Annotated in this window: 14 protein-coding genes; 10 read left to right on the top strand and 4 right to left on the bottom strand. The window is 66.3% G+C overall.

The window, feature by feature from the left end; genetic code table 11:
- Positions 1–114: 114 nt before the first annotated feature.
- From AKL02_RS08575 to AKL02_RS08565, 3 genes are all read left to right on the top strand, one after another.
- The gene (locus AKL02_RS08575) at positions 115–1,524 is read left to right on the top strand and encodes an efflux RND transporter periplasmic adaptor subunit (RefSeq protein ID WP_165756925.1); all 1,410 of its coding nucleotides are present in this window, start codon (positions 115–117) and stop codon (positions 1,522–1,524) included.
- On the top strand, positions 1,521–4,664 hold the full coding sequence (locus AKL02_RS08570; protein ID WP_083075480.1) for an efflux RND transporter permease subunit: 3,144 nt from the start codon (positions 1,521–1,523) through the stop codon (positions 4,662–4,664). The genes AKL02_RS08575 and AKL02_RS08570 overlap by 4 nt, the downstream gene beginning before the upstream one ends.
- A 213-nt stretch (positions 4,665–4,877) precedes the next feature.
- Positions 4,878–6,326, top strand: coding sequence for an aldehyde dehydrogenase (locus tag AKL02_RS08565; RefSeq protein ID WP_083075478.1), 1,449 nt, complete (start codon positions 4,878–4,880; stop codon positions 6,324–6,326).
- A 91-nt stretch (positions 6,327–6,417) separates the two neighbouring features.
- On the opposite strand, the gene AKL02_RS08560 is transcribed toward AKL02_RS08565, so the two are convergent.
- Complete coding sequence (locus tag AKL02_RS08560) at positions 6,418–7,101, bottom strand: SDR family oxidoreductase (protein WP_083075475.1); 684 nt, start codon at positions 7,099–7,101, stop codon at positions 6,418–6,420.
- Between the two features lie 66 nt (positions 7,102–7,167).
- A complete protein-coding gene (locus AKL02_RS08555; protein ID WP_083075472.1) occupies positions 7,168–7,851 on the bottom strand; it encodes a type 1 glutamine amidotransferase domain-containing protein in 684 nt (227 codons plus the stop codon).
- Between the two features lie 143 nt (positions 7,852–7,994).
- Here AKL02_RS08555 and AKL02_RS08550 point away from each other — a divergent pair, with 143 nt between their 5' ends.
- On the top strand, positions 7,995–8,903 hold the full coding sequence (locus AKL02_RS08550; protein WP_083075469.1) for a LysR family transcriptional regulator: 909 nt from the start codon (positions 7,995–7,997) through the stop codon (positions 8,901–8,903).
- Between the two features lie 21 nt (positions 8,904–8,924).
- Here the strand turns inward: AKL02_RS08550 and kynU are convergent, their stop codons facing one another.
- Positions 8,925–10,115, bottom strand: coding sequence for a kynureninase (gene kynU, locus AKL02_RS08545; RefSeq protein ID WP_083075466.1), 1,191 nt, complete (start codon positions 10,113–10,115; stop codon positions 8,925–8,927).
- 174 nt (positions 10,116–10,289) lie between these two features.
- On the opposite strand from kynU, the gene AKL02_RS08540 reads away from it, so the two are divergent.
- The 4 genes from AKL02_RS08540 (at position 10,290) to AKL02_RS08525 (ending at position 16,059) form a co-directional block, all read left to right on the top strand.
- On the top strand, positions 10,290–11,102 hold the full coding sequence (locus AKL02_RS08540) for a hormone-sensitive lipase (RefSeq protein WP_083075463.1): 813 nt from the start codon (positions 10,290–10,292) through the stop codon (positions 11,100–11,102).
- Between the two features lie 150 nt (positions 11,103–11,252).
- A complete protein-coding gene (locus AKL02_RS08535; protein ID WP_198453272.1) occupies positions 11,253–12,398 on the top strand; it encodes an alpha/beta fold hydrolase in 1,146 nt (381 codons plus the stop codon).
- Positions 12,379–14,787, top strand: coding sequence for a plasma-membrane proton-efflux P-type ATPase (locus tag AKL02_RS08530; protein WP_083075460.1), 2,409 nt, complete (start codon positions 12,379–12,381; stop codon positions 14,785–14,787). The genes AKL02_RS08535 and AKL02_RS08530 overlap by 20 nt, the downstream gene beginning before the upstream one ends.
- Before the next feature lie 27 nt (positions 14,788–14,814).
- Entirely contained in the window at positions 14,815–16,059 is a 1,245-nt protein-coding gene (locus AKL02_RS08525) for an MFS transporter (RefSeq protein ID WP_083075448.1), read from the top strand.
- Positions 16,060–16,111: 52 nt separating this feature from the next.
- Here the strand turns inward: AKL02_RS08525 and AKL02_RS08520 are convergent, their stop codons facing one another.
- A complete protein-coding gene (locus AKL02_RS08520; protein ID WP_083075445.1) occupies positions 16,112–17,845 on the bottom strand; it encodes an AMP-binding protein in 1,734 nt (577 codons plus the stop codon).
- A gap of 242 nt (positions 17,846–18,087) precedes the next feature.
- Here AKL02_RS08520 and AKL02_RS08515 point away from each other — a divergent pair, with 242 nt between their 5' ends.
- Positions 18,088–18,393, top strand: coding sequence for a hypothetical protein (locus AKL02_RS08515; protein ID WP_078599143.1), 306 nt, complete (start codon positions 18,088–18,090; stop codon positions 18,391–18,393).
- A 188-nt stretch (positions 18,394–18,581) separates the two neighbouring features.
- Positions 18,582–19,505, top strand: a complete 924-nt coding sequence (locus AKL02_RS08510; protein ID WP_083075442.1) for a histone deacetylase family protein — start codon at positions 18,582–18,584, stop codon at positions 19,503–19,505.
- The last annotated feature ends 41 nt before the right edge of the window (positions 19,506–19,546 follow it).

The raw sequence follows: 19,546 nt of genomic DNA, 5'->3' as shown, positions 1-19,546 counted from the left end.
ATGCGACGCGCCGACCCGGCTACGGGGCCTTTCAGGGGGTGCGTCACATTTGCGCTAGCCCGGCGCGCCAAGGTTTGCATAAGTAGTCAAAAGACATGCGCGAAGAGGGACGTCATGGTTGGAATTGGTACGGGCCTCGCACGGCTCGCGATGGTGGCGGTGCCGAGCGCACTTGGTGTGGCGGCGATTGTTTTTGCGGGCGATCTGAAATCTCTACCCAGCCCGAGCGAGGCGAACCGACCGGCGACGCTGGTGCGGGTGATCACGCTCGCCCCGATCGAGATGATCCCGCGCGTCACCGGCTATGGCACGGTCGCGCCGGTGCGCGAATGGCGCGCTGTCGCCCGGATCGAGGGGGAAATCCGCGACATCGCCAAGCCGCTCGCGCCGGGCGATATCGTGGCCAAGGACACGCCGCTTTTCACCATCGACGACAGCGATCTGAAACTGCAGCGCGCCAGTCTCGAGGCGCAGGTCGCGGCCTCCAAGGTCAAGGATGAGACGGTGCGCACGAGCCTCGAACTGGCGCGTTCCGATCTCGCGCTGGCCCAGGACGAGCTCGACCGCCAGAAAACGCTGCACGATCTGGGACGGATCACCCAGCCCCAGCTCGACGCGGCGCGCCGCCAGCAGCTGACTGCGCAGACCAAGGTGACCGATCTCGAAAGCCAGCTGAAGCTGAACGAGGCCGAGCGCGAGGTGCTCGATACGCAGGCGGCGACGATCGACCGGTCCATCGGGTTTTCGACGATCACGGCGCCTTTCGAGCTGCGGGTCAATTCGCTGGACGCGGATCTGGGCCAATATGTCAATCGAGGTCAGGTTCTACTGAGCGGCGAAGGCGTCGCGGCGGTCGATATTTCTGCGCAATTTCCGATCGGGCGGATGGGGCCCCTGCTCCGGCTCGCGGGCGACGGCACCAAGGTCACCGATCTAAAGGCGCGCGTCACCCTGCCCGAGCCCGAGCACCCCATTGTCTGGAAGGCCAAGGTCGAGCGGATGGGCGAGGCGATCGACGAGACCACGCAAAGCGCGCCCGTCGTGGTGCGGGTCGACGATCCGCTGGGTCAGGCGCAGGCGGGCGAGCGCCCGCCCCTGCGGCGCAACATGGTGGTGGCGGTGGAACTCGCCGCGCCCAAGCAGAGCCTGCTCGTCGTGCCCGCCGAGGCGGTCGCGGGCGGCACCGCGATGGTGGTGTCCGAGGATGGCACGCTGGAGATGCGCGCGGTGAAGACCAGCTTCGTCTCGGGCGATCTGGCGGTGATCGCGCAGGGCCTCAAGGCGGGCGACAAGCTGGTCGTCACCGATCCTTCGATCGCCGTGCCGGGCATGACGGTCAAGGCGACCGAGGATGAGGCGCGCAAGGCCGAGATCGCCGCCGAGGCGCTTGGCCAGACGGCCACCAGCCCGCAACCGGGCAGCGGTGGCGGCGGAGGTGGCGGCGGCGGCAAGGGTGCCGCGCCCGAAGGCGACGCCGCACCGAGCGGAGACAGCGCCGCCAAGCCCGCGGGAGATGCGCAATGATCGCGCTTTTTGCTGGTCATCGCACGGCGGCCAATATCGCGATGATCGCGATTGCGGGCCTCGGGTTGATGGCGCTGCCGAGCCTGCAGCGCGACACTTTCCCCGCCACGCCACCCTCGGATGTCTCGGTCCGCATCACCTATCCCGGCGCCGCGCCTTCGGAGGTCGAGACCGGCATCTGCACCGTGACCGATCCGGTTCTGACTCGGGTCGAGAACCTTGCGAAACTGACCTGTCTTGCGCGCGACAACAGCGCCCAGATCACCGCCGAGATGATCGAGGGTGCGGATATGACGCGCTTCTACAACGACATCAAGGATGCGGTGGACGGGATCAATTCCTTCCCCGACAAGGCCGACGATCCGGTGGTGCAGATCGTCGAGCGCACCGCCTCGGTCTCGTCGGTGGCGGTGACCGGGCCGGACGATCCGGCGGTGCTCTACGCCTATGCCCAGAGCTTCGCCGATCAGCTGCGCGCCGATCCGGCAATCTCGCTGGTCTCGGTGAACGGCTTCTCCGACCGCGAGATCGCGATCGAATTCGACCGCGCCGCGCTGGAGCGCTTCGGGCTCGACATGGGCTCTGTCGGTGCGACGCTGGCGCGCTACAGCCTCGACATGCCCGCGGGCTCGCTCGAGGGGCGCTCGGGCGAGGTGGCGATCCGCTTCCTCGGCGAGAGGCGCACGCCTGCCGAGCTTGCGCAGATCCCGATTGCGGGCAGTGCCGCGGGCGGCGAGGTGCGCTTGGGCGATGTCGCGACGATCCGCGAAGGCTTCGCCGATCCCTCGCAGGCCACCTATTTCGACGGCAAGCGCGCCGCCATCGTCTCGGTCCAGAAGACCGCCTCGCAGGATGCGCTGCGGGTGCGGGCCGCACTCGATCGCGAGATGGCACAGGCGCAGGCCGAGGCGCCGGGCAATATCCAGCTCGCGATCTCGGCGGATTCCACGCGCAACATCGTCGAGCGCCTGCGCATCATCGGGGTCAACGGGCTGCAGGGCCTGATCCTCGTGCTCGTCGCGATGTGGCTGTTCTTCGGGCTGCGCATGTCCTTCTGGGTCGCTATGGGCCTGCCGATCAGCTTCCTCGGCGCGATCTTCGCGATGCAGTTCCTCGGCTACACGATCAACATGATGACGATGGTGGCGCTGCTGGTCGCCACGGGCCTGTTGATGGACGATGCGATCGTGATCTCGGAAAACATTGTGCGCAGGCGACAAACGGGAGAGCCCGCCCGTGTCGCCGCCGTCAAAGGCACGATGCAGGTCTTTCCCGGGGTTCTGGCGTCTTTCCTGACGACCGCGATGGTGATCGGGCCGCTCAGTTTCCTGACGGGTAATATCGGCGCGCTGCTGAAATACATCCCGATCGTGCTGCTGATCACGCTGACGGTCAGCCTGATCGAGGCCTTCCTGATCCTGCCCGCCCATATGCGCCACTCGCTGAAACACGACATGCGCCCCGGCCCCGTCCAGCGCGCGGTCAACGGCGTCTTCGAGCGGCTGCGCGACCGTGTCATCGTGCCGCTGGCCGGGGTCGCGCTGCGCTGGCGCTATCTGACGCTTGGGCTTGCGATCTTGCTCGTGTCGCTCTCGGTCGCGCCCTTCACCGGGGGCTTCCTGAAATACCAGAGCTTCCCGACGCTCGAGAGCGACACGGTCGAGGCGCGGCTTCTGCTTCCCGCGGGCGCGCCGCTCTCGCTGACCGAGGCGAGGGTGAGCAAGGTTGTGAAAGCGCTCAAGGAAATGGATGCCGAACTGAGCCCCGCTCAGCCGGACGGCCAGCCCCTCGTCAGAAGCTACACCATCACCTATGGCAGCAATGCCGACAGCCCGACCACGGGGCCGAACATGGCCACGGTGAGCGCCTCGCTGCTACCTGCCGGGACACGCACCACCGATGTCGGCACGGTGCTCGACCGCTGGAAGCAGCTGGTCGGCAAGATGCCCGACATGGCCGCCTTCCGGATCACCGACAAGGAGCGCGGCGCGGGTGGCAAGCCGATCGACCTGCTCGTCACCGGCCCGGATCTTGGCGAATTGGCAACCACCGCGCGCGAGCTGCGCCGCTTCTTCCGGGGCTTCGACGGGGTGCGTGATGTGACCTTCGATCTGCAGCCGGGCAAGCCCGAGCTGGTGGTGCGGATGAAACCGGCGGTGGCCAACCTGCTGGGCGTGACGCCTGCCGCGCTGGCGGGGGAGCTGCGCGCGGCCTTCCGGGGCGACAGCGCGGTCAGCTTCGCCGATGCGCGCGGTCAGGTCGATATCGTGGCCCGGCTCGCGCCCTCCGAGCGGCGCGCTATCGGCGATGTTCTGGCGCTGCGGGTGCCGGGCAAGAACGGCGCGCTGGTGCCGCTCTCGGCCGTGGCCACGGTCAGCGAGACGCGCGGCTACACCACGATCACCCATGTGAACGGGCAGCGCGCGGTCTCGGTGCAGGGCACGATCGATCCGACGCGGGCCAATTCGCGCGAGCTGATGGCGGCGATGCGGGCCGATTACCTGCCCGAACTGGCGCAAAAGCGTCCCGACGTGAAGGTGCAGGTTCTGGGCGAGGAACAGGACACCGCGACCACCGGCGCGTCGCTCGTGCGTTTCATGACGGCGGGTGCGGTCGGGGTCTACCTGCTGCTGTCCTTCTACATGGGCAGCTTCATCCGCCCCGTCGCGGTGATCGCGACGATCCCGCTCAGCCTGATCGGCGTGATGTGGGGGCATGTGCTGCTTGGCCTGCCGCTCTCGCTGCCGAGCCTCGTGGGGCTGGCGACGCTGGCGGGCGTTGTGGTGAACGACGCGATCCTGCTCGACGCGTTCATCGGCGAGCGACGTGCGACCGGCACCCCGATGCTCGAGGCCGGAAAGGAGGCCGTGCGCGACCGCTTCCGCGCGATCTTCCTGACCTCGCTGACGACGGTGGTCGGGCTCGGCCCGCTTTTGCTGGAGACCTCGACGCAGGCGCAATTCCTGCGCCCGATCGTGGCGAGCCTCGCCTTCGGTCTGAGCGCGGCCACGGTGCTGTCGCTCTTCGTGACCCCGGCGATCCTCGCCGTGCTCGAAGATTTCGGCATCCGCACCGCCGATCCCGAGCCCGAGGAGACGGACCCCTCGGTCGAGCACCCCGCCGACGCCCTGCGCGTCTGACGGAGGTCTTCGCCCGATCTGGTTCGGAGAGCGTCGGTCTGACGCTCTCCGCTTGGAGGGTGCCCCCGCCGCTTCGGCTTTGTGACGTCATCCCCCCTTGCAATCCGCACCTCGGTGCCCGGACTATCGCTGTGATTGCCGGGGAAGACGCGACACCCGGCGGGCGCGCGCAGCACCCTGCAGATAAGACAGAAATCGAGGAGGAGAATACCCATGAAAGAGATCGGAATGCTGCTGGACGGGGCCTCCGCCCCTGCCGCCTCGGGCGCAAGTTTCGACCGGATCGATCCGGTGACCGGCGAGGTCGCCACCCGCGCCGCTGCGGCGGGGCGCGATGATGTCGAGGCGGTCGTGGCTTCTGCCGCGCGCGCCTTTCCCGGCTGGTCCGCGACCGGGCCAAACGGGCGGCGCAAGATCCTGTCGAAAGCCGCTGACGTGATGGAGGCTAGAGCCGACGAGTTCATCCAGGCGATGATCACCGAGACCGGCGCGACCGGGCCCTGGGCCGGGTTCAACGTCCATCTCGCCGCGGGCATGATCCGGGAGGCTGCGGCGATGACCACCCAGATCGGCGGCGAGATCATCCCCTCCGACAAGCCCGGCACGATGGCGATGGGCGTTGCTCGCGCCAAGGGCGTCTGCCTCGGCATCGCGCCGTGGAACGCGCCGGTCATCCTCGGCACGCGCGCGGTCGCGATGGCGCTTGCCTGCGGCAATACCGTGGTGCTGAAAGCGTCCGAGATGTGCCCCGCGACGCACCGCCTGATCGGGGAATGTTTCGCAGAAGTCGGGCTTCCCGAGGGCGTGCTCAACGTGGTGACCAACGCCCCCGAGGACGCGGCCGATGTCGTCGAGGCGCTGATCGCGCATCCCGCGGTCAAGCACGTAAACTTCACCGGCTCTTCCGCCGTCGGTCGGATCATTGGGCGGCTTGCGGGCGAGCATCTGAAACCCTCGCTGCTGGAGCTGGGCGGCAAGGCGCCGCTGATCGTGCTCGACGATGCCGATCTCGACGGGGCAGTGAATGCCGCGATTTTCGGCGCCTTCATGAACCAGGGTCAGATCTGCATGTCGACCGAGCGGATCATCGTCGACGAGAAAGTGGCCGACGCTTTCGTCGAAAAGCTCGCCGCACGCGCCAGTGCCCTGCCCGCGGGCGATCCGCGCGGCGAGGTGGCGCTGGGGGCGCTTGTCTCCGAAGCGGCGGCCGAGAAGATGGACGCCCTGATTGCCGACGCGACCGGCAAAGGCGCGAAACTTGTCGCCGGGGGCTCGCGCGAGGGGACGATCGTTGCGGCGACCCTGCTCGACGGGGTGTCGGAAGGCATGCGCATCTATGCCGAGGAGAGCTTCGGCCCGGTCAAATCGATCATCCGCGTGAAGGGCGACGAAGAGGCTCTGAAAGTCGCCAACGACACCGAATACGGCCTCTCGAGCGCGATCTTCAGCGCCGATGTCTCGCGCGCGATGGCGCTGGCGAACCGGCTCGAAACCGGGATCTGCCACATCAACGGCCCGACAGTCGGCGACGAGCCGCAGATGCCCTTCGGCGGGGTCAAGGCCTCGGGCTACGGACGGTTCGGCGGGCGCGCGGCCATTGCCGAGTTTACCGATCTGCGCTGGATCACCGTCGAGGATCCCAAGCAGCATTACCCGATCTGAGCCGGGCTCTCAGAGGGTCGAAACAGCAAGGAGCCGACCCTCGGGCCGGCTCCTTTCAATGTCGGATCGCCGCAGAGGCGACCCGCTCGGATCAATCCGTCTTCGGTTTGGGATAGACCGGCAGATGCGGGATAAGAACGTGATCGGGCTGGTCGATCGCGAAGAGGAAGGCGCGCGCGACATCGTCGGGGCGCAGCGCGTCGGGCTTTGCCTCGTCGAAGAACGGCGTGTCGACCATGCCCGGATGCAGGCAGGTGACGCGACCGCCCGCCGCGCCAAGCTCCTCGCCGAGATTGTCGGCATAGCCGCGGATGAACCACTTCGTCGCCGAATAGACCGAGCCGAACATCGCGCCCTGCGACGCCTTGGAGCCGGTCAGCACCATATGCCCCTTGGACGCGCGCAGATGCGGCAACGCGAATTTCGCGGTGTAGGTCACGGCGAGGCAGTTCACTTCGATCATCTTCTGGAAGCTCTCGACCGATCCGGCCTCGGTCCCGCGCGCCGAAGCGCCGACGCCCGCATTGGCCAGCACCACGTCGAGACGACCGTAATGCTCGACCGCACGCGCGACCATGCGTTCCTGAGCGTCGGGGTCGGTGACGTCGGTGGGCAGCGCGAGGGCGTTGTCGGCACCCAGATCTTTGACCAGAGCTTCGAGTTTCTCCTCGGACCGTGCGGCCAGAGCGACCTTGTGGCCCGCCTCGACCGCATGGCGCGCACAGCTCTCGCCGATCCCGGTGGAGGCGCCGGTGATGAGAATGATTTTCGACATGTCAGCCTCTCTGAATTTGGTGGGAACGAAGAAGGCGCCACCCGGACCGGGCGGCGCCTCTCGATATCAGCCCAGGAGGGCCAGCACTTCTTTCGCAGCCGCCTCGGAGGAGGCCGGGTTCTGGCCGGTCACAAGACGCCCGTCGGCCACCGCATGGGGCTGCCAGTCGTCGGTGCTCTCGAACTGAGCGCCCAACTCGCGCAGGCGGGTTTCAAGAAGGAAGGGCACCGCGTCGGCAAGTCCCACGCCGCGCTCCTCACTATCGGTGAAGGCCGAGACCTTGCGGCCTTTCACGATGGAGTCGCCGTTTTTGTCCTTCACCTTGTCGAAGGCTGCGGGGCCGTGGCAGACCGAGGCGACAATCTTGCCGCCATCCCAAGCCGTGCTGATCGCCTTCGCGGAGATATCACTCTCGGCGAGGTCATACATCGCGCCGTGGCCGCCGGGGATGTAGAGCGCATCATAGGAAGTGATGTCCTCGTCCTCGATGCGCGCGGGGTTTTCCAGAACCGCCTTGGCGTCGGCGTCATCCCGGAAACGCGTCACCGAGGCCGGCGCGTCATCGCCGGTCACGTCGGAATTCGGGTCGATCGGGATCGAGTGGCCGCCGATCGTGGCGACTTTCACCTCGTGGCCTGCGTCGAGGAAGGCGTAATAGGGCGTCGCCAGTTCCTCGTACCAGACGCCGGTCTTTTTGCCCGTATCGCCCAGAGCGTCGGCTGCGGTCGAAAGAATAAGAATACGTGCCATGGGTTTGGCCTCCTTCGTTGTGCGTTTCAGGGCATTTCCGGTCCTGTTCGTCTCGGGCCGTCAACGCGTCCCAACAGAGATAGGTTGCGTTCACTGATCGAGAAATTGATGCAGGCAACGTCAGAAATCGATATTCCGGAGACATGACACCCGACGTATCGCTTTTGCGCGTGTTCCATGCGGTCATGGAAGAACGCAATGTAACCGCCGCGGCCCAGCGGCTCGGCCAATCCCAGAGCACCGTGAGCGCGGCGCTGTCACGTCTGCGTGCGGCGCTGGGTGACGAGTTGTTCCTGCGCGCCCGCTATGGCGTGGAGCCCACCGAGAAAGCGCTCGAGATCGCGCCCGACATCGCCGCGGGGCTGGAGCGGCTGGAACAGGCCTTCCGCGCCGCCGAGCCTTTCGATCCCGCGCGCACCACACGCCGCTTCCGGCTGTTGCTGGGGCCCTATGCCGAGATCGTTCTCGCGCCGGAACTCGCGGCGGCCTTCGCGGACAGGGCCCCGTCGGCGCGTCTCGAAATCTCGCCCATCGGGCCCGATCTGGACCCCCGCGCGCTTGCCGGGCGGGCCTTCGATCTGGCGGTAGGGCGGTTCGACTCCCCACCCGAGGACCTCGTGGTCTCCGACCTGTTCGAGGACGGGTTCCGCTGCATCGTCGCGCCGCAGGCGTTACCCGAGGGCGCGTCGCTCGACCGGAGCCTCTACGAGACGTTGCCGCATGTGGTCGTCGCCCCGCCCGGCAAGTGGCGCACCGGAGTTCACAAACGCACCGAGGCGACGGGGTTGTCCCGCAACACCGCCGTCGTGGTCACGCATTTCCTGACCGCCGCGCCTGCGGTCGCACGGCTGGGCGGGATCGCCACGGTGCCTGCGCGGGTCGCCGCGATGACCGCCAGACCTTATGGCTTGCGCGATGTTCCCGTGCCGATAGACCTCGGCACCTTTCCCAGCCAGATCGCGTGGCACCCGCATCTGCGCCGGGATCAGGGGCATGTCTGGCTGCGCGAGCTGATCCGCGAATTGGTCGCCGAGTTCACGACGCCGGGCTGACGGTCGCGCAAAGGCGAACGGTTAGGTGACCCGTCCGCGTGCCTTGAACGCAGGCGTATCCCAGGCCCGCAGCGCCATCACTTCGCCGAGGATTTCGGCGGCGCGCGTCACGTCGGCCTCATCGAGGTAAAGCGGCGTGAAGCCGAAGCGCATCGCGTCGGGCGCGCGGAAATCTCCGATCACCCCGCGCGCGATCAGGGCCTGAACGACGGCGTAGCTTTCGGCGAAACCGAACGAGACCTGACTGCCGCGGGCCTCCGGGTCGCGCGGGCTGAGCAGCGTGAGGTCTGGGCAGCGCGCCTCGACCTCGCGGATGAAGAGCTCCGACAACTCGACGGAGCGCTTACGCACCTCCTCCATCGTCAGCCCGTCCCAGAGTTTGAGCGCCTCTTCGAGCGCGGTCATCTGCAGGACCGGCGGCGTGCCGACGCGCATCCGCTCGACCGCGCGGCCGGGGCGGTAGTCGAGATCGAAGGCGAAGGGCGCCTCATGGCCGAGCCAGCCGCTCAGCGCCGGGCGCACCGTGTCAGCGATGTCGGGGCGGACATAGATGAAGGCCGGGGCACCGGGCCCACCGTTGAGATATTTGTAGGTGCAGCCAACCGCGAATTCGGCCCCGTTCGCCGTCATGTCCACCGGCACCGCGCCCGCGCTATGGGCGAGATCCCAGATCATCACCGCGCCAACCGCATGGGCCTTGCGGGTGATCGCCTCGAAATCGTGCATCCGTCCGGTACGGTAATCGACCTGCGTCAGCATCACCACCGCGACCTCTTCGGTGATCGCGTCGGCCACGTCCTCGGGTGCGGGCGTGCGCAGCTCGTGCCCGCGAGCCAGCGAGCGGACCAGCCCATCCGCCATATAGAGATCGGTCGGGAAATTGCCCTTGTCGGACAGGATGACCTTCCGGTCGGGCCGCATTTCCAGCGCCGAGGCCAGCGCCTGATAGACCTTGATCGAAAGCGTATCGCCCAGCACGACAGAGCCTTCCGGCGCGCCGATCAGCCGACCGATCCTATTGCCGACGCGGGCGGGCTGATCCATCCAATGCGCCTCGTTCCAGCCCCGGATCAGCATCTGCCCCCATTCGTCGCGTGCGCAGCTCTCCAGCCGCTCCGCCACCCCGCGCGGTAGCGGCCCGAGCGAGTTCCCGTCGAGATAGATCACCCCCTCGGGCAGATCGAAAAGGTGCTTTCTCGGCAGGTTCGGCATGGTCGTCTTCCTCTTGTTCTCACGGCCCGAAAGCGCGTCTCGAAACCCGGCAATCGGCTGATGGATCACGAAAGTTTCGGCTCCGGCGCACGCTACCCGCGCGACCGTGCCCTCGCAATATCCCGCGGGATATGCTCTGTCTCCGGGCATGACGCGAAAAAAGCGGGAGGGAACATGGAAGACCTGAGCGGGATCGACTGGGAAGACGCTTTCGAGAACGGCGGCTATATCGAGAATGGCAGCGCCTACCCCGATCTCTGGGCCGAGCGCGCCGCCGAGTTCCGGTCGCGCCATGCCGATCGGATGAGCGAAGCTGCCTATGGCGATGCGCCCCGCGAAAAGATCGACCTCTTCCGCCCCGAAGGCGCGTCCAAGGGGCTCGTGGTCTTCGTCCACGGCGGCTACTGGCTGAAATTCAGCAAGGACATGTGGTCCCATCTGGCAGAGGGTGCGCTGTCTCAGGGCTGGACCGTCGCCCTGCCCGGCTACACGCTCGCCCCGGAGAACAGCATTCCCGGCATCGCGCAGCAGATCGCACGGGCCATCGATCACGCAGCGGGGCTGGTGGAAGGCCCGATCCATCTCGTCGGCCATTCCGCGGGCGGGCATCTCGTGACGCGGTCGGTATCCGAGGGCAGCGCGCTCTCCGACGAAACCGCGGCGCGGATCCGGCGGGTGATCTCGGTGAGCGGCGTGCATGACCTGCGCCCGTTGCAGATGCATTCGATGAACGCGCGGCTGGGGATCACGCCCGAGATCGCCGCCAGCGAAAGCCCCGCCCTGCTGAAGCTTCGCCCCGGCGTGAAAGTCACCGTCTGGGTCGGCGCGGCGGAACGTCCGGAATTCCTGCGCCAGTCGTCCCTGCAGGCCGAGCACTGGCCGGAAGCAGATCTGGTCGCGGCCTACGGGCGGCACCATTTCGACGTGATCGAGGAGCTGTCCGATCCGTCCAGCGCGCTGGTCACGGCGCTTCTGAGCACGGATTAAGAAAGCGTCACCCGCCGCCAAAACCGCCTCACCGTTCCACACATCAGCTTCACGTTCGCGCGCTCGGGCTTTGCTGCACTTGCATTCTAACGGGCCTTGGGGTCTCAAAAGAGTGCATCTGTGCACCAAAGCGTCTTGCGAGTGTCGAACATGAGCGATGCCAATAACACCTACGAACACAGCGTTCCCTTCTTCTGGCCGATGGCTGCGGCGATGGAGTGGCAGAAGATCGGGCTCGACGCGGTCGAGAAAGGGCTGACCTATCTCGACGAGGCGGCGAAGATCACGCACCCGCCTGATCCGAAATGGGCCACGAAGAACGACGTGCTGCTCGATCTCGACACGATGCGGCTGCGCGATTTCGGCGGCACGGGCGGCGGCATTCCGGTGATTGTCGATGCGCCCTATGCCGGGCATTCCTCGACCATCGCGGATTACGCCAAGGGCCAGAGCCTGATCGAGACGCTGCTGGATGCAGGCCTGGGGCGTGTGCTCTGCACGGACTGGAAAAGCGCGACGCCCGAGATGCGCGATTTCGACATCGACAAATACCTTGCCGAGATCAACGTCGCGGTCGATGAGCTCGGCGGGCGGGTGATGCTGGTGGGCCTGTGTCAGGGCGGCTGGATGTCGGCGATGTATGCCGCGCGTTTCCCCGAGAAGGTCGCGGGTCTCGTGCTGGCGGGCTCGCCCATCGACACCGATGCCGGGCACGGTCCGATCCGCAAGCTCGCCCATGAGATGCCGCTCTCGGCCTATCAGGAAATGGTCGAGGCCGGTGAGGGCCGGATGCCGGGGCGGTTCATGCTCACCGGCTGGAAGAACATGCATGCCGATCAGCAGTATTTCGGCAAGTTCGTCGATCTCTACGAGCATATCGACGACCGCAATTTCATGAAGCGCACCGAGCGGTTCGAGAGCTGGTACGAGAACCCCATCGACCTGCCGGGGCGCTATTACCTGCAGGCGATCGACCTGCTGTTCAAACAGAACCTGTTCGCCAAGGGGGAATTCGTGGGCCTCGGGCGCAAGCTCGATCTGGGCGCGATCACCTGCCCGGCCTTTCTGCTTGCGGGCAAGGCGGACGACATCACCACGCGCGAACAGGTCTTCGCGGCAGAGACGCTGCTCGGCACGCCGCGCAAGGATATCGTGAGCCGCTTGGTCGAGGGCGGGCATATCGGCCTCTTCATGGGCAGCCACACTCTCTCGAATGTCTGGCCGGAAATCGGTCAGTGGCTCGGCAAGCTCGGGGCCAAAGCTGGAGACACGAACAATGGACCAGACCGTCGCTGAACCGATGACGCAGAATGTGCCGGAAACGGACCGCAAGACAGGTCTGAGCGCGGCAGAGGCGGCACAGAGGCTCGAGCGATACGGTCCCAATGCGCTCCAAAGCGACGAGAAAACCCTGTTGCAACGGATCGCGGGCTATTTCTGGGGACCGATCCCGTGGCTGATCGAACTGGCGGCGCTGTTGTCGCTCGTGCTGCGCGACTGGTCCGATTTCGCGGTGATCTTCGTGATGCTGCTGCTCAACGCGGCGGTGGGCTTCAAGGAAGAGAGCAAGGCGAGTTCGGCCATCGCAGCGCTCAAGGCGCAGCTGGCCCCGAGCGCCCGCGTGAAACGGGACGGGACATGGCAGGAGATCGCCGCGCGCGATCTGGTGCCCGGCGATATCGTGCGCCTGTCGATCGGTCAGATCGTCCCGGCTGATCTGACGCTCTTCGAGGGCAAATATCTCTCCATCGACGAGGCGGCGCTGACGGGCGAGTCCCTGCCCGTCGATAAGGCGGTCGGTGACAGCGCCTATTCCGGCTCGGTCGTGAAGCTGGGCGAGATGACCGGCGAGGTTACGGCGACCGGGATGGAGACCTATTTCGGCCACACCGCCTCGCTCGTGCAGACCACGAATGGCAAATCGCATTTCCAGAAAGCCGTGATGCAGATCGGGAATTTCCTGATCGCAGCGGCGCTGGTTCTGGTGGCGATGATCGTGATCGTCTCGTTTCAGCGGCACAACCCGCCGCTCGAGGTGATCCAGTTCGCGCTGATCCTGACGGTGGCGGCGATCCCGGTCGCGCTGCCCACGGTTCTGTCGGTGACGATGGCGGTGGGCGCGGAGCGGCTTGCGCGGATGAAGGCGATCGTCTCGCGGCTGGTGTCAATCGAGGAACTGGCGGGCGTCGATGTGCTGTGCTCGGACAAGACCGGGACGCTGACGCTGAACGAGCTGACCGTCGAGGATCCGCGCCCGGCAGAGGGCATCGCGGTCGACGATCTGCTGCGCGCATCGGCGCTTGCCTGCGACCGCGATGCGCCCGATGCGATCGACAAAGCGGTGCTGGCGGCGGCGAAGGGCATTGCACTCGACGCCATCGAGACGCTCAGCTTCACCCCCTTCGATCCGGTCAGCAAACGCAGCGAGGCGGAGGTCCGTCACGAGGCCGATCACTGGCAGGTCGCGAAAGGCGCGCCGCAGGTGATCGTAGAGCTTGCGGCCCTCACAGATGACGCGCGCAAGGCGGTGGAGGACGAGGTCGAAACCCTCGCGCAGCAGGGCTACCGCGCGCTCGGGGCCGCACAGAAGCGCGCCGGGCAGGATTGGGAATTTCTTGGCCTACTGCCGATCATCGACCCGCCGCGCCCCGATGCCGCCAGCACCATCGCTGAGGCCCGCAACATGGGGATCGACGTCAAGATCATCACCGGCGACCACGAGGCCATCGCGCGCCAGATCGCGGGCAAGCTCGATCTCGGGCAGAAAATCTATCCGGCGGGCCAGCTGCTCGATGGCGACCCGGCCACGGTGGAGGCCAATGTCCGCGCCGCCGACGGCTTCGCGCGCGTTCTCCCCGAGCACAAGTTCCGCATCGTCGAGGTGCTGCAGGCGGGGCATTCCATCGTCGCGATGACCGGGGATGGGGTGAACGACGCCCCTGCCCTGCGCAAGGCCGATGCCGGGATCGCGGTGAGCGGGGCGACCGATGCCGCGCGCACCGCCGCCGATCTGGTGCTGACCGACAAGGGGCTGTCGATCATCACCACGGCGATCGAGGAAGCGCGCCGGATCTTCGAGCGGATGACGAGCTACGCCACTTTCCGCGTCGCCGAGACGATCCGCGTGCTCTTGTTCATGACACTCTCGATCCTGATCTTCGATTTCTACCCCGTCACCGCGATCATGATCGTGCTGCTGGCGGTGCTCAACGATTTCCCGATCATGATGATCGCCTATGACAACGTCTCGGTCTCGCCACGCCCGGTGCGCTGGGACATGCGGCGCGTGCTGACGGTGGCGGCGACGCTGGGCGTGACCGGGGTGATCGAGACCTTCGTGCTGTTCTGGTTCGTCGATGCCTATCTCGGCCTGCCGCGCGACCAGATCCAGACGATCATCTTCCTCAAGCTCCTCGTCTCGGGGCATATGACGCTGTTCGTCACGCGCCACCAAAGCTGGTTCTGGCGGCGGCCCTTCCCGGCGCTGCGGCTGTTCGCGACAACGGAGGCCACGCAATTGCTGGGCACGTTGATCGCGGTTTACGGGCTTTTCGTGACGCCGATCGGCTGGGGTCCCGCGCTGCTGGTCTGGCTTTATTGCCTCGTCTGGCTGCCGCTTGAGGGAGCGATGGCCTTGCTCATACGCGCGCTTTATGATCGCAGGGCACAGGCGCGCGGGCAGTAAGCCCACCACGGCGCGCGCAGGAGGCACATGACGGACGACGCGCAAGAGGCACAGGACACGCCAGCGGGCAAGTTTGGACGCGGATTGCCGGTGGGCATCTGGGCGCTGGGGTTCGTGTCGCTCTTCATGGATATCTCCTCCGAGATGATCCACGCGCTACTGCCGGTCTATCTGATGACCGGGCTTGGGGCGACGGCGCTGGCGGTGGGCGTGATCGAAGGGATCGCCGAGGCCACCGCCGCAATCACCAAGGTCTTCTCGGGCGCGCTGTCGGACCGGATCGGGCGGCGCAAGGAGCTGGCCGCGCTCGGCTATGGGCTGGCGGCCGTGACGAAACCGATCTTCCCGCTCGCGCCGACATTCGACTGGCTGGTGGCCGCGCGCTTCATCGACCGGGTGGGCAAAGGCATCCGCGGCGCGCCGCGCGACGCGCTGATCGCCGACCTCGCGCCGGGCAAGATGCGCGGTGCGGCCTTCGGGTTGCGGCAATCGCTCGACACGGTCGGCGCCTTTCTCGGGCCGCTCGCCGCGATCGGGCTGATGTGGCTGTTCTCGGACGATTTCCGCTCGGTCTTCTGGGTCGCGGTGATCCCGGCCTTCCTGTCGCTCGGGCTGATCTTGTTCGTGGTGAAAGAGCCCGCCCACCCCGGCACGCAACGCCGCGTGCGCAACCCGCTCGCCCGTTCGGAACTCAAGCTCCTGGGCCCTATGTTCTGGTGGGTCGTGGTGGTCGCGACGCTGTTCACCCTCGCCCGGTTCAGCGAGGCCTTCCTGATCCTGCGCGCCAATGACGACGGCATCCCGGTGATGCTGGTGCCGCTGGTTCTGGTGGGCATGAACGCGGTCTATGCGCTGATCGCCTATCCGGTGGGGGCGTTGTCCGACAGGGTCGGTCGCGTCGGGCTGCTGCTGGTCGGGCTGGGGCTGTTGATCGCGGCGGACCTGACGCTAGCGCTGGTCGGCGGGGTCGGCGGGCTTGCAGTCGGCGTGCTGCTCTGGGGGATGCATATGGGCTTCACCCAGGGACTGCTGGCCGCGCTTGTGGCCGAGGCGGTCCCGGCAGAGCTGCGCGGCACCGCCTTCGGCATGTTCAACCTCGTGACCGGCGTGGGGCTGCTGATTGCCAGCGTGCTTGCCGGGGCGCTCTGGGAAATCGGCGGCGCGCAATGGACCTTCCTGGCGGGCGCAGGTTTTGCGACGACGGCGGCGCTGAGCCTGCTTCCGCTGCGCTCGCGGTTCAATGGCACGCATAAACCCAAGGACGCAGCCTGACGCAGAGAGCGCCGCGCGGGTAACCCGCGCGGCGCTTAAAGCTTGAGACGTCTCAGGCAGTCGCCTCGACCTCCAGTTCCAGCTCCTCGATCATCGCATCGCGCATGACGAATTTCTGCGGCTTGCCCGAGACCGTCAGCGGCAGGCTATCCTTGAACCGGATCACCGCCGGAACCTTGAAATGCGCAATCTCGTCGCGGCAGAACGCGCGGATAGCATCTTCGGTCAACTCGGCCCCGTTGCGCGGCACGATCCATGCGGCGACGATCTCGCCGAACTTGTGATCCGGTATCCCGAAGACCTGCGCCTGACTGATATCGGGATGGGTGTAGAGGAATTCCTCGACCTCGCGCGGATAGACGTTCTCGCCGCCGCGTACGATCATGTCCTTCACCCGACCCGTGATGTTGCAATAGCCTTCGCTGTCGATCCGGGCGAGATCGCCCGTATGCATCCAGCCGTCGGCATCGAGCGCCTCATCCGTGCGCTCGGGCTCGCCCCAATAGCCGCACATGACCGAGTAGCCGCGCGTCAGCAGTTCGCCCTGCTCGCCCACATTGGCAAGCGAGCCATCCTCGCGCACGATCTTCACCTCGAGATGCGGCTGCACCAGCCCCACCGAGGAGACACGTTTCTCCAAGGGCGTATCGGTGGCCGACTGGAAGGAGACCGGCGCGGTTTCGGTCATGCCGTAGGCGATGGTCACCTCGGACATGTGCATCTTCGACTGCACCTGCTTCATCACCTCGATCGGACAGGGCGCGCCCGCCATGATGCCGGTGCGCAACGAGGACAGATCGTGGTTCGCAAAATCGGGATGCTCCAGGATCGCAACGAACATGGTCGGCACGCCGTAAAGCGCGGTGCAGCGCTCGGCGGCGACGCATTCCAGCACACTCTGGGGATCGAAGCCCTCGCTGGGGACGACGATGGTCGCGCCTTTGGTGACGCAGCCCAGCGTGCCCATCACCATGCCGAAGCAGTGATAGAACGGCACCGGAATGCAGACGCGGTCCTGTTCGGTCGCCAGCATCGCGTGGGTCACGAAATGCGCGTTGTTGACGATGTTGCGATGGGTCAGCGTCGCGCCTTTCGGCGACCCGGTCGTGCCGGAGGTGAACTGGATGTTGATCGGCTCATTCGGGTCGAGCCGAGCGGTGATCGGATCGAGCGCGGCCCGGTCCTGCGCCTCGCCCAGCGCCTCCACATCCGAGAAGCGATGACATCCGGGATGCTGGGTCTCGCCAATCGTGATGATGTCGCGCAGGTCGGGCAGTTTGCGCGTCTCGAGCTGGCCGGGCTCACTTTTCGCAAGTTCCGGCAGCAGGCGCTGAACCATCGACAGGTAGTCCGAACTCTTGAAGGTCTCCGCCAGCACCAGCCCCCGGCAGCCGGTCTTGCGCAGCGCGAATTCCAGCTCGTGCAGACGATAGGCCGGGTTGATGTTCACGAGGATCACCCCGATCCGCGCCGTCGCGAATTGCGTCAGCAGCCATTCCGAGCGGTTGGGTGACCAGATGCCGAGCCGGTCGCCATGGCGAAGACCGAGCGCAAGCAGACCCGAGGCGAGCCGATCGACCCGTGCCGCGAATTCCGCCCAGGTCCAGCGGATGCCTTCCGAGGTGAAGATGGCAGCCTCGCGATCGGGCCAACGCGCGGCGGTGCGCTTCAGCACGGCCGGGATCGTATCCTCGATCAGCGGGGTATCGGTCGGTCCTGCGACATGGGCCAGACCGCGTTTCGGGGCCACACCGAGTTCAGGGTGCGGGTTCGTCTCGCTATGCATGATTTCCTCCTCTGACACCCCATCGCCGGCACATCGGGCCAACGATCCTCCATGGGGGCGTTCATATTAAATGAACGATGGTTCATTTAATGCAACCCTAAAGCGTCAAGACAAGGAATTCCTGCCCTGCTCGCGAAACCGTGTTCGAGACGGTGATCGCCGCGGAGCCCAGCAAAACCTGACGACTCGCCGCGTTTCTGCTATAATTGGAAGATGTCGAATCTTCTGGGGGAGGAGAGAAAATGCGACCGGAACTCACGACGCGCCGCCGCGCCTTGCGTCTTGCGTTCGAGCGTTACATCGAGGCGGACAGAGCGTGGCGAGACGCGCTTGTCGCCTTGAACGACTGGTTTCCGCCGAGTGCAGACCGCCGTCCGGGAATGATCGGAAATCCGGGTTCACCGATACGGCGGCTCTATGACGCGCGCAGCCGGGCGCTGGTGCGCTTTGAGGTCACGCAGGTCAAGCTGGCCACCGCAAAACAACGGCTGGCAGAGCGCCGCGCGCGCGAACTGCCGCCCGTGTTTCTGATCGGGCCGCCCTGCTGACAGCAATGCGCCGCGTTTAGGCGACGTCCCTTCAAAGTCACGGCGGACGCGTGTTTCCTCCGCCGGGGGTGCTTGTCATTTCCCCAAGGCTGACGCAGCTTCGCAACGGGCAGCACCGTTCTCGCAACGGTGCGGCGGGGTCCGACTCGCGCCTATAGCCCCGATACGCCCCTTCTCTGGAGACCTTCATGAGCAGTTTCGTCACGATCACCCACGAGGATTGCCTCGGTCACGATACCGGGCCTCATCATCGCGAGCGTCCGTGGCGGCTGGAGACGGTGCGCGGACTGATCGACGAGATGGAGCTGCCCGTCATCGAGGCACGCGAGGCCAGTGACGAGGACCTCCTGCTGGGCCATGATCCGGCCTATCTCGAAGCGCTCGAAGAGGTCTTCGCGCGGCAAGAGCATGCCGATCTCGACTCGGACACCCATGTCTCGCCCGGGTCGCGCCGTGCAAGCCGTCTGGGCGCAGGCGGTGCCTTGCAGGCGGTCGATCTTGTCCTCTCGGGCGAGGCCAAGCGCGTCTTCGTCGCGACCCGCCCGCCGGGGCACCATGCGACGCGCACGCGGGCGATGGGGTTCTGCATCTATGGCAATACCGGGCTTGCGGCGCTTCATGCGCTCGAACGGCATGGCCTGTCGCGTGTTGCGGTGCTCGATTTCGACGTGCATCACGGCAATGGCACGCAGGATATCCTCTGGGACGAGCCGCGCAGCCTGTTCATCTCATCGCATCAGGAGCCCAAGTCGCTCTGGCCGGGCACAGGGGCGCGCTCGGAGACCGGGGCGCATGACAACGTGCTCAACCTGCCGCTGGCCAGTGGAAGCGGCGCCTCCGAGATGAAGGTGGCCTGGGAAGACGGGCTAGCGCGGCTCGAGGCCTTCAAGCCGGAGCTGATCATCGTCTCCGCCGGGTTCGACGCGCATCGCGAGGACGATATCTCCGGGCTTCTCTGGACCGCGGGCGATTACTGGTGGCTGACCAATGCGATCCGGGGCGTCGCGCGCCGCTGTTGCGAGGGGCGTATCGTCTCCTGTCTGGAGGGCGGCTATAACCCGACCGCGCTCGCGGAAGGGGCTGCGGCCCATCTCGAGGCCTTGGCGCGCTGATATCCGAGACGCGACAGGCCGGGTCCGGTCCGCTAACCTTC

The sequence above is a fragment of the Thioclava electrotropha genome (assembly GCF_002085925.2).
Lineage (GTDB): Bacteria > Pseudomonadota > Alphaproteobacteria > Rhodobacterales > Rhodobacteraceae > Thioclava > Thioclava electrotropha.
The sequence above is the reverse complement of the archived record's forward strand: the minus strand, read 5'-3'. Positions and strand labels throughout refer to the sequence as shown.

Excerpts from the sequence above, each read along its gene's own strand:
- AKL02_RS08575 (WP_165756925.1), top strand. The coding sequence starts at position 115 with ATGGTTGGAATTGGTACGGGCCTCGCACGGCTCGCGATGGTGGCGGTG.
- AKL02_RS08570 (WP_083075480.1), top strand. The coding sequence starts at position 1,521 with ATGATCGCGCTTTTTGCTGGTCATCGCACGGCGGCCAATATCGCGATG.
- AKL02_RS08565 (WP_083075478.1), top strand. The coding sequence starts at position 4,878 with ATGAAAGAGATCGGAATGCTGCTGGACGGGGCCTCCGCCCCTGCCGCC.
- AKL02_RS08560 (WP_083075475.1), bottom strand. The coding sequence starts at position 7,101 with ATGTCGAAAATCATTCTCATCACCGGCGCCTCCACCGGGATCGGCGAG.
- AKL02_RS08555 (WP_083075472.1), bottom strand. The coding sequence starts at position 7,851 with ATGGCACGTATTCTTATTCTTTCGACCGCAGCCGACGCTCTGGGCGAT.
- AKL02_RS08550 (WP_083075469.1), top strand. The coding sequence starts at position 7,995 with ATGACACCCGACGTATCGCTTTTGCGCGTGTTCCATGCGGTCATGGAA.
- kynU (WP_083075466.1), bottom strand. The coding sequence starts at position 10,115 with ATGCCGAACCTGCCGAGAAAGCACCTTTTCGATCTGCCCGAGGGGGTG.
- AKL02_RS08540 (WP_083075463.1), top strand. The coding sequence starts at position 10,290 with ATGGAAGACCTGAGCGGGATCGACTGGGAAGACGCTTTCGAGAACGGC.
- AKL02_RS08535 (WP_198453272.1), top strand. The coding sequence starts at position 11,253 with ATGAGCGATGCCAATAACACCTACGAACACAGCGTTCCCTTCTTCTGG.
- AKL02_RS08530 (WP_083075460.1), top strand. The coding sequence starts at position 12,379 with ATGGACCAGACCGTCGCTGAACCGATGACGCAGAATGTGCCGGAAACG.
- AKL02_RS08525 (WP_083075448.1), top strand. The coding sequence starts at position 14,815 with ATGACGGACGACGCGCAAGAGGCACAGGACACGCCAGCGGGCAAGTTT.
- AKL02_RS08520 (WP_083075445.1), bottom strand. The coding sequence starts at position 17,845 with ATGCATAGCGAGACGAACCCGCACCCTGAACTCGGTGTGGCCCCGAAA.
- AKL02_RS08515 (WP_078599143.1), top strand. The coding sequence starts at position 18,088 with ATGCGACCGGAACTCACGACGCGCCGCCGCGCCTTGCGTCTTGCGTTC.
- AKL02_RS08510 (WP_083075442.1), top strand. The coding sequence starts at position 18,582 with ATGAGCAGTTTCGTCACGATCACCCACGAGGATTGCCTCGGTCACGAT.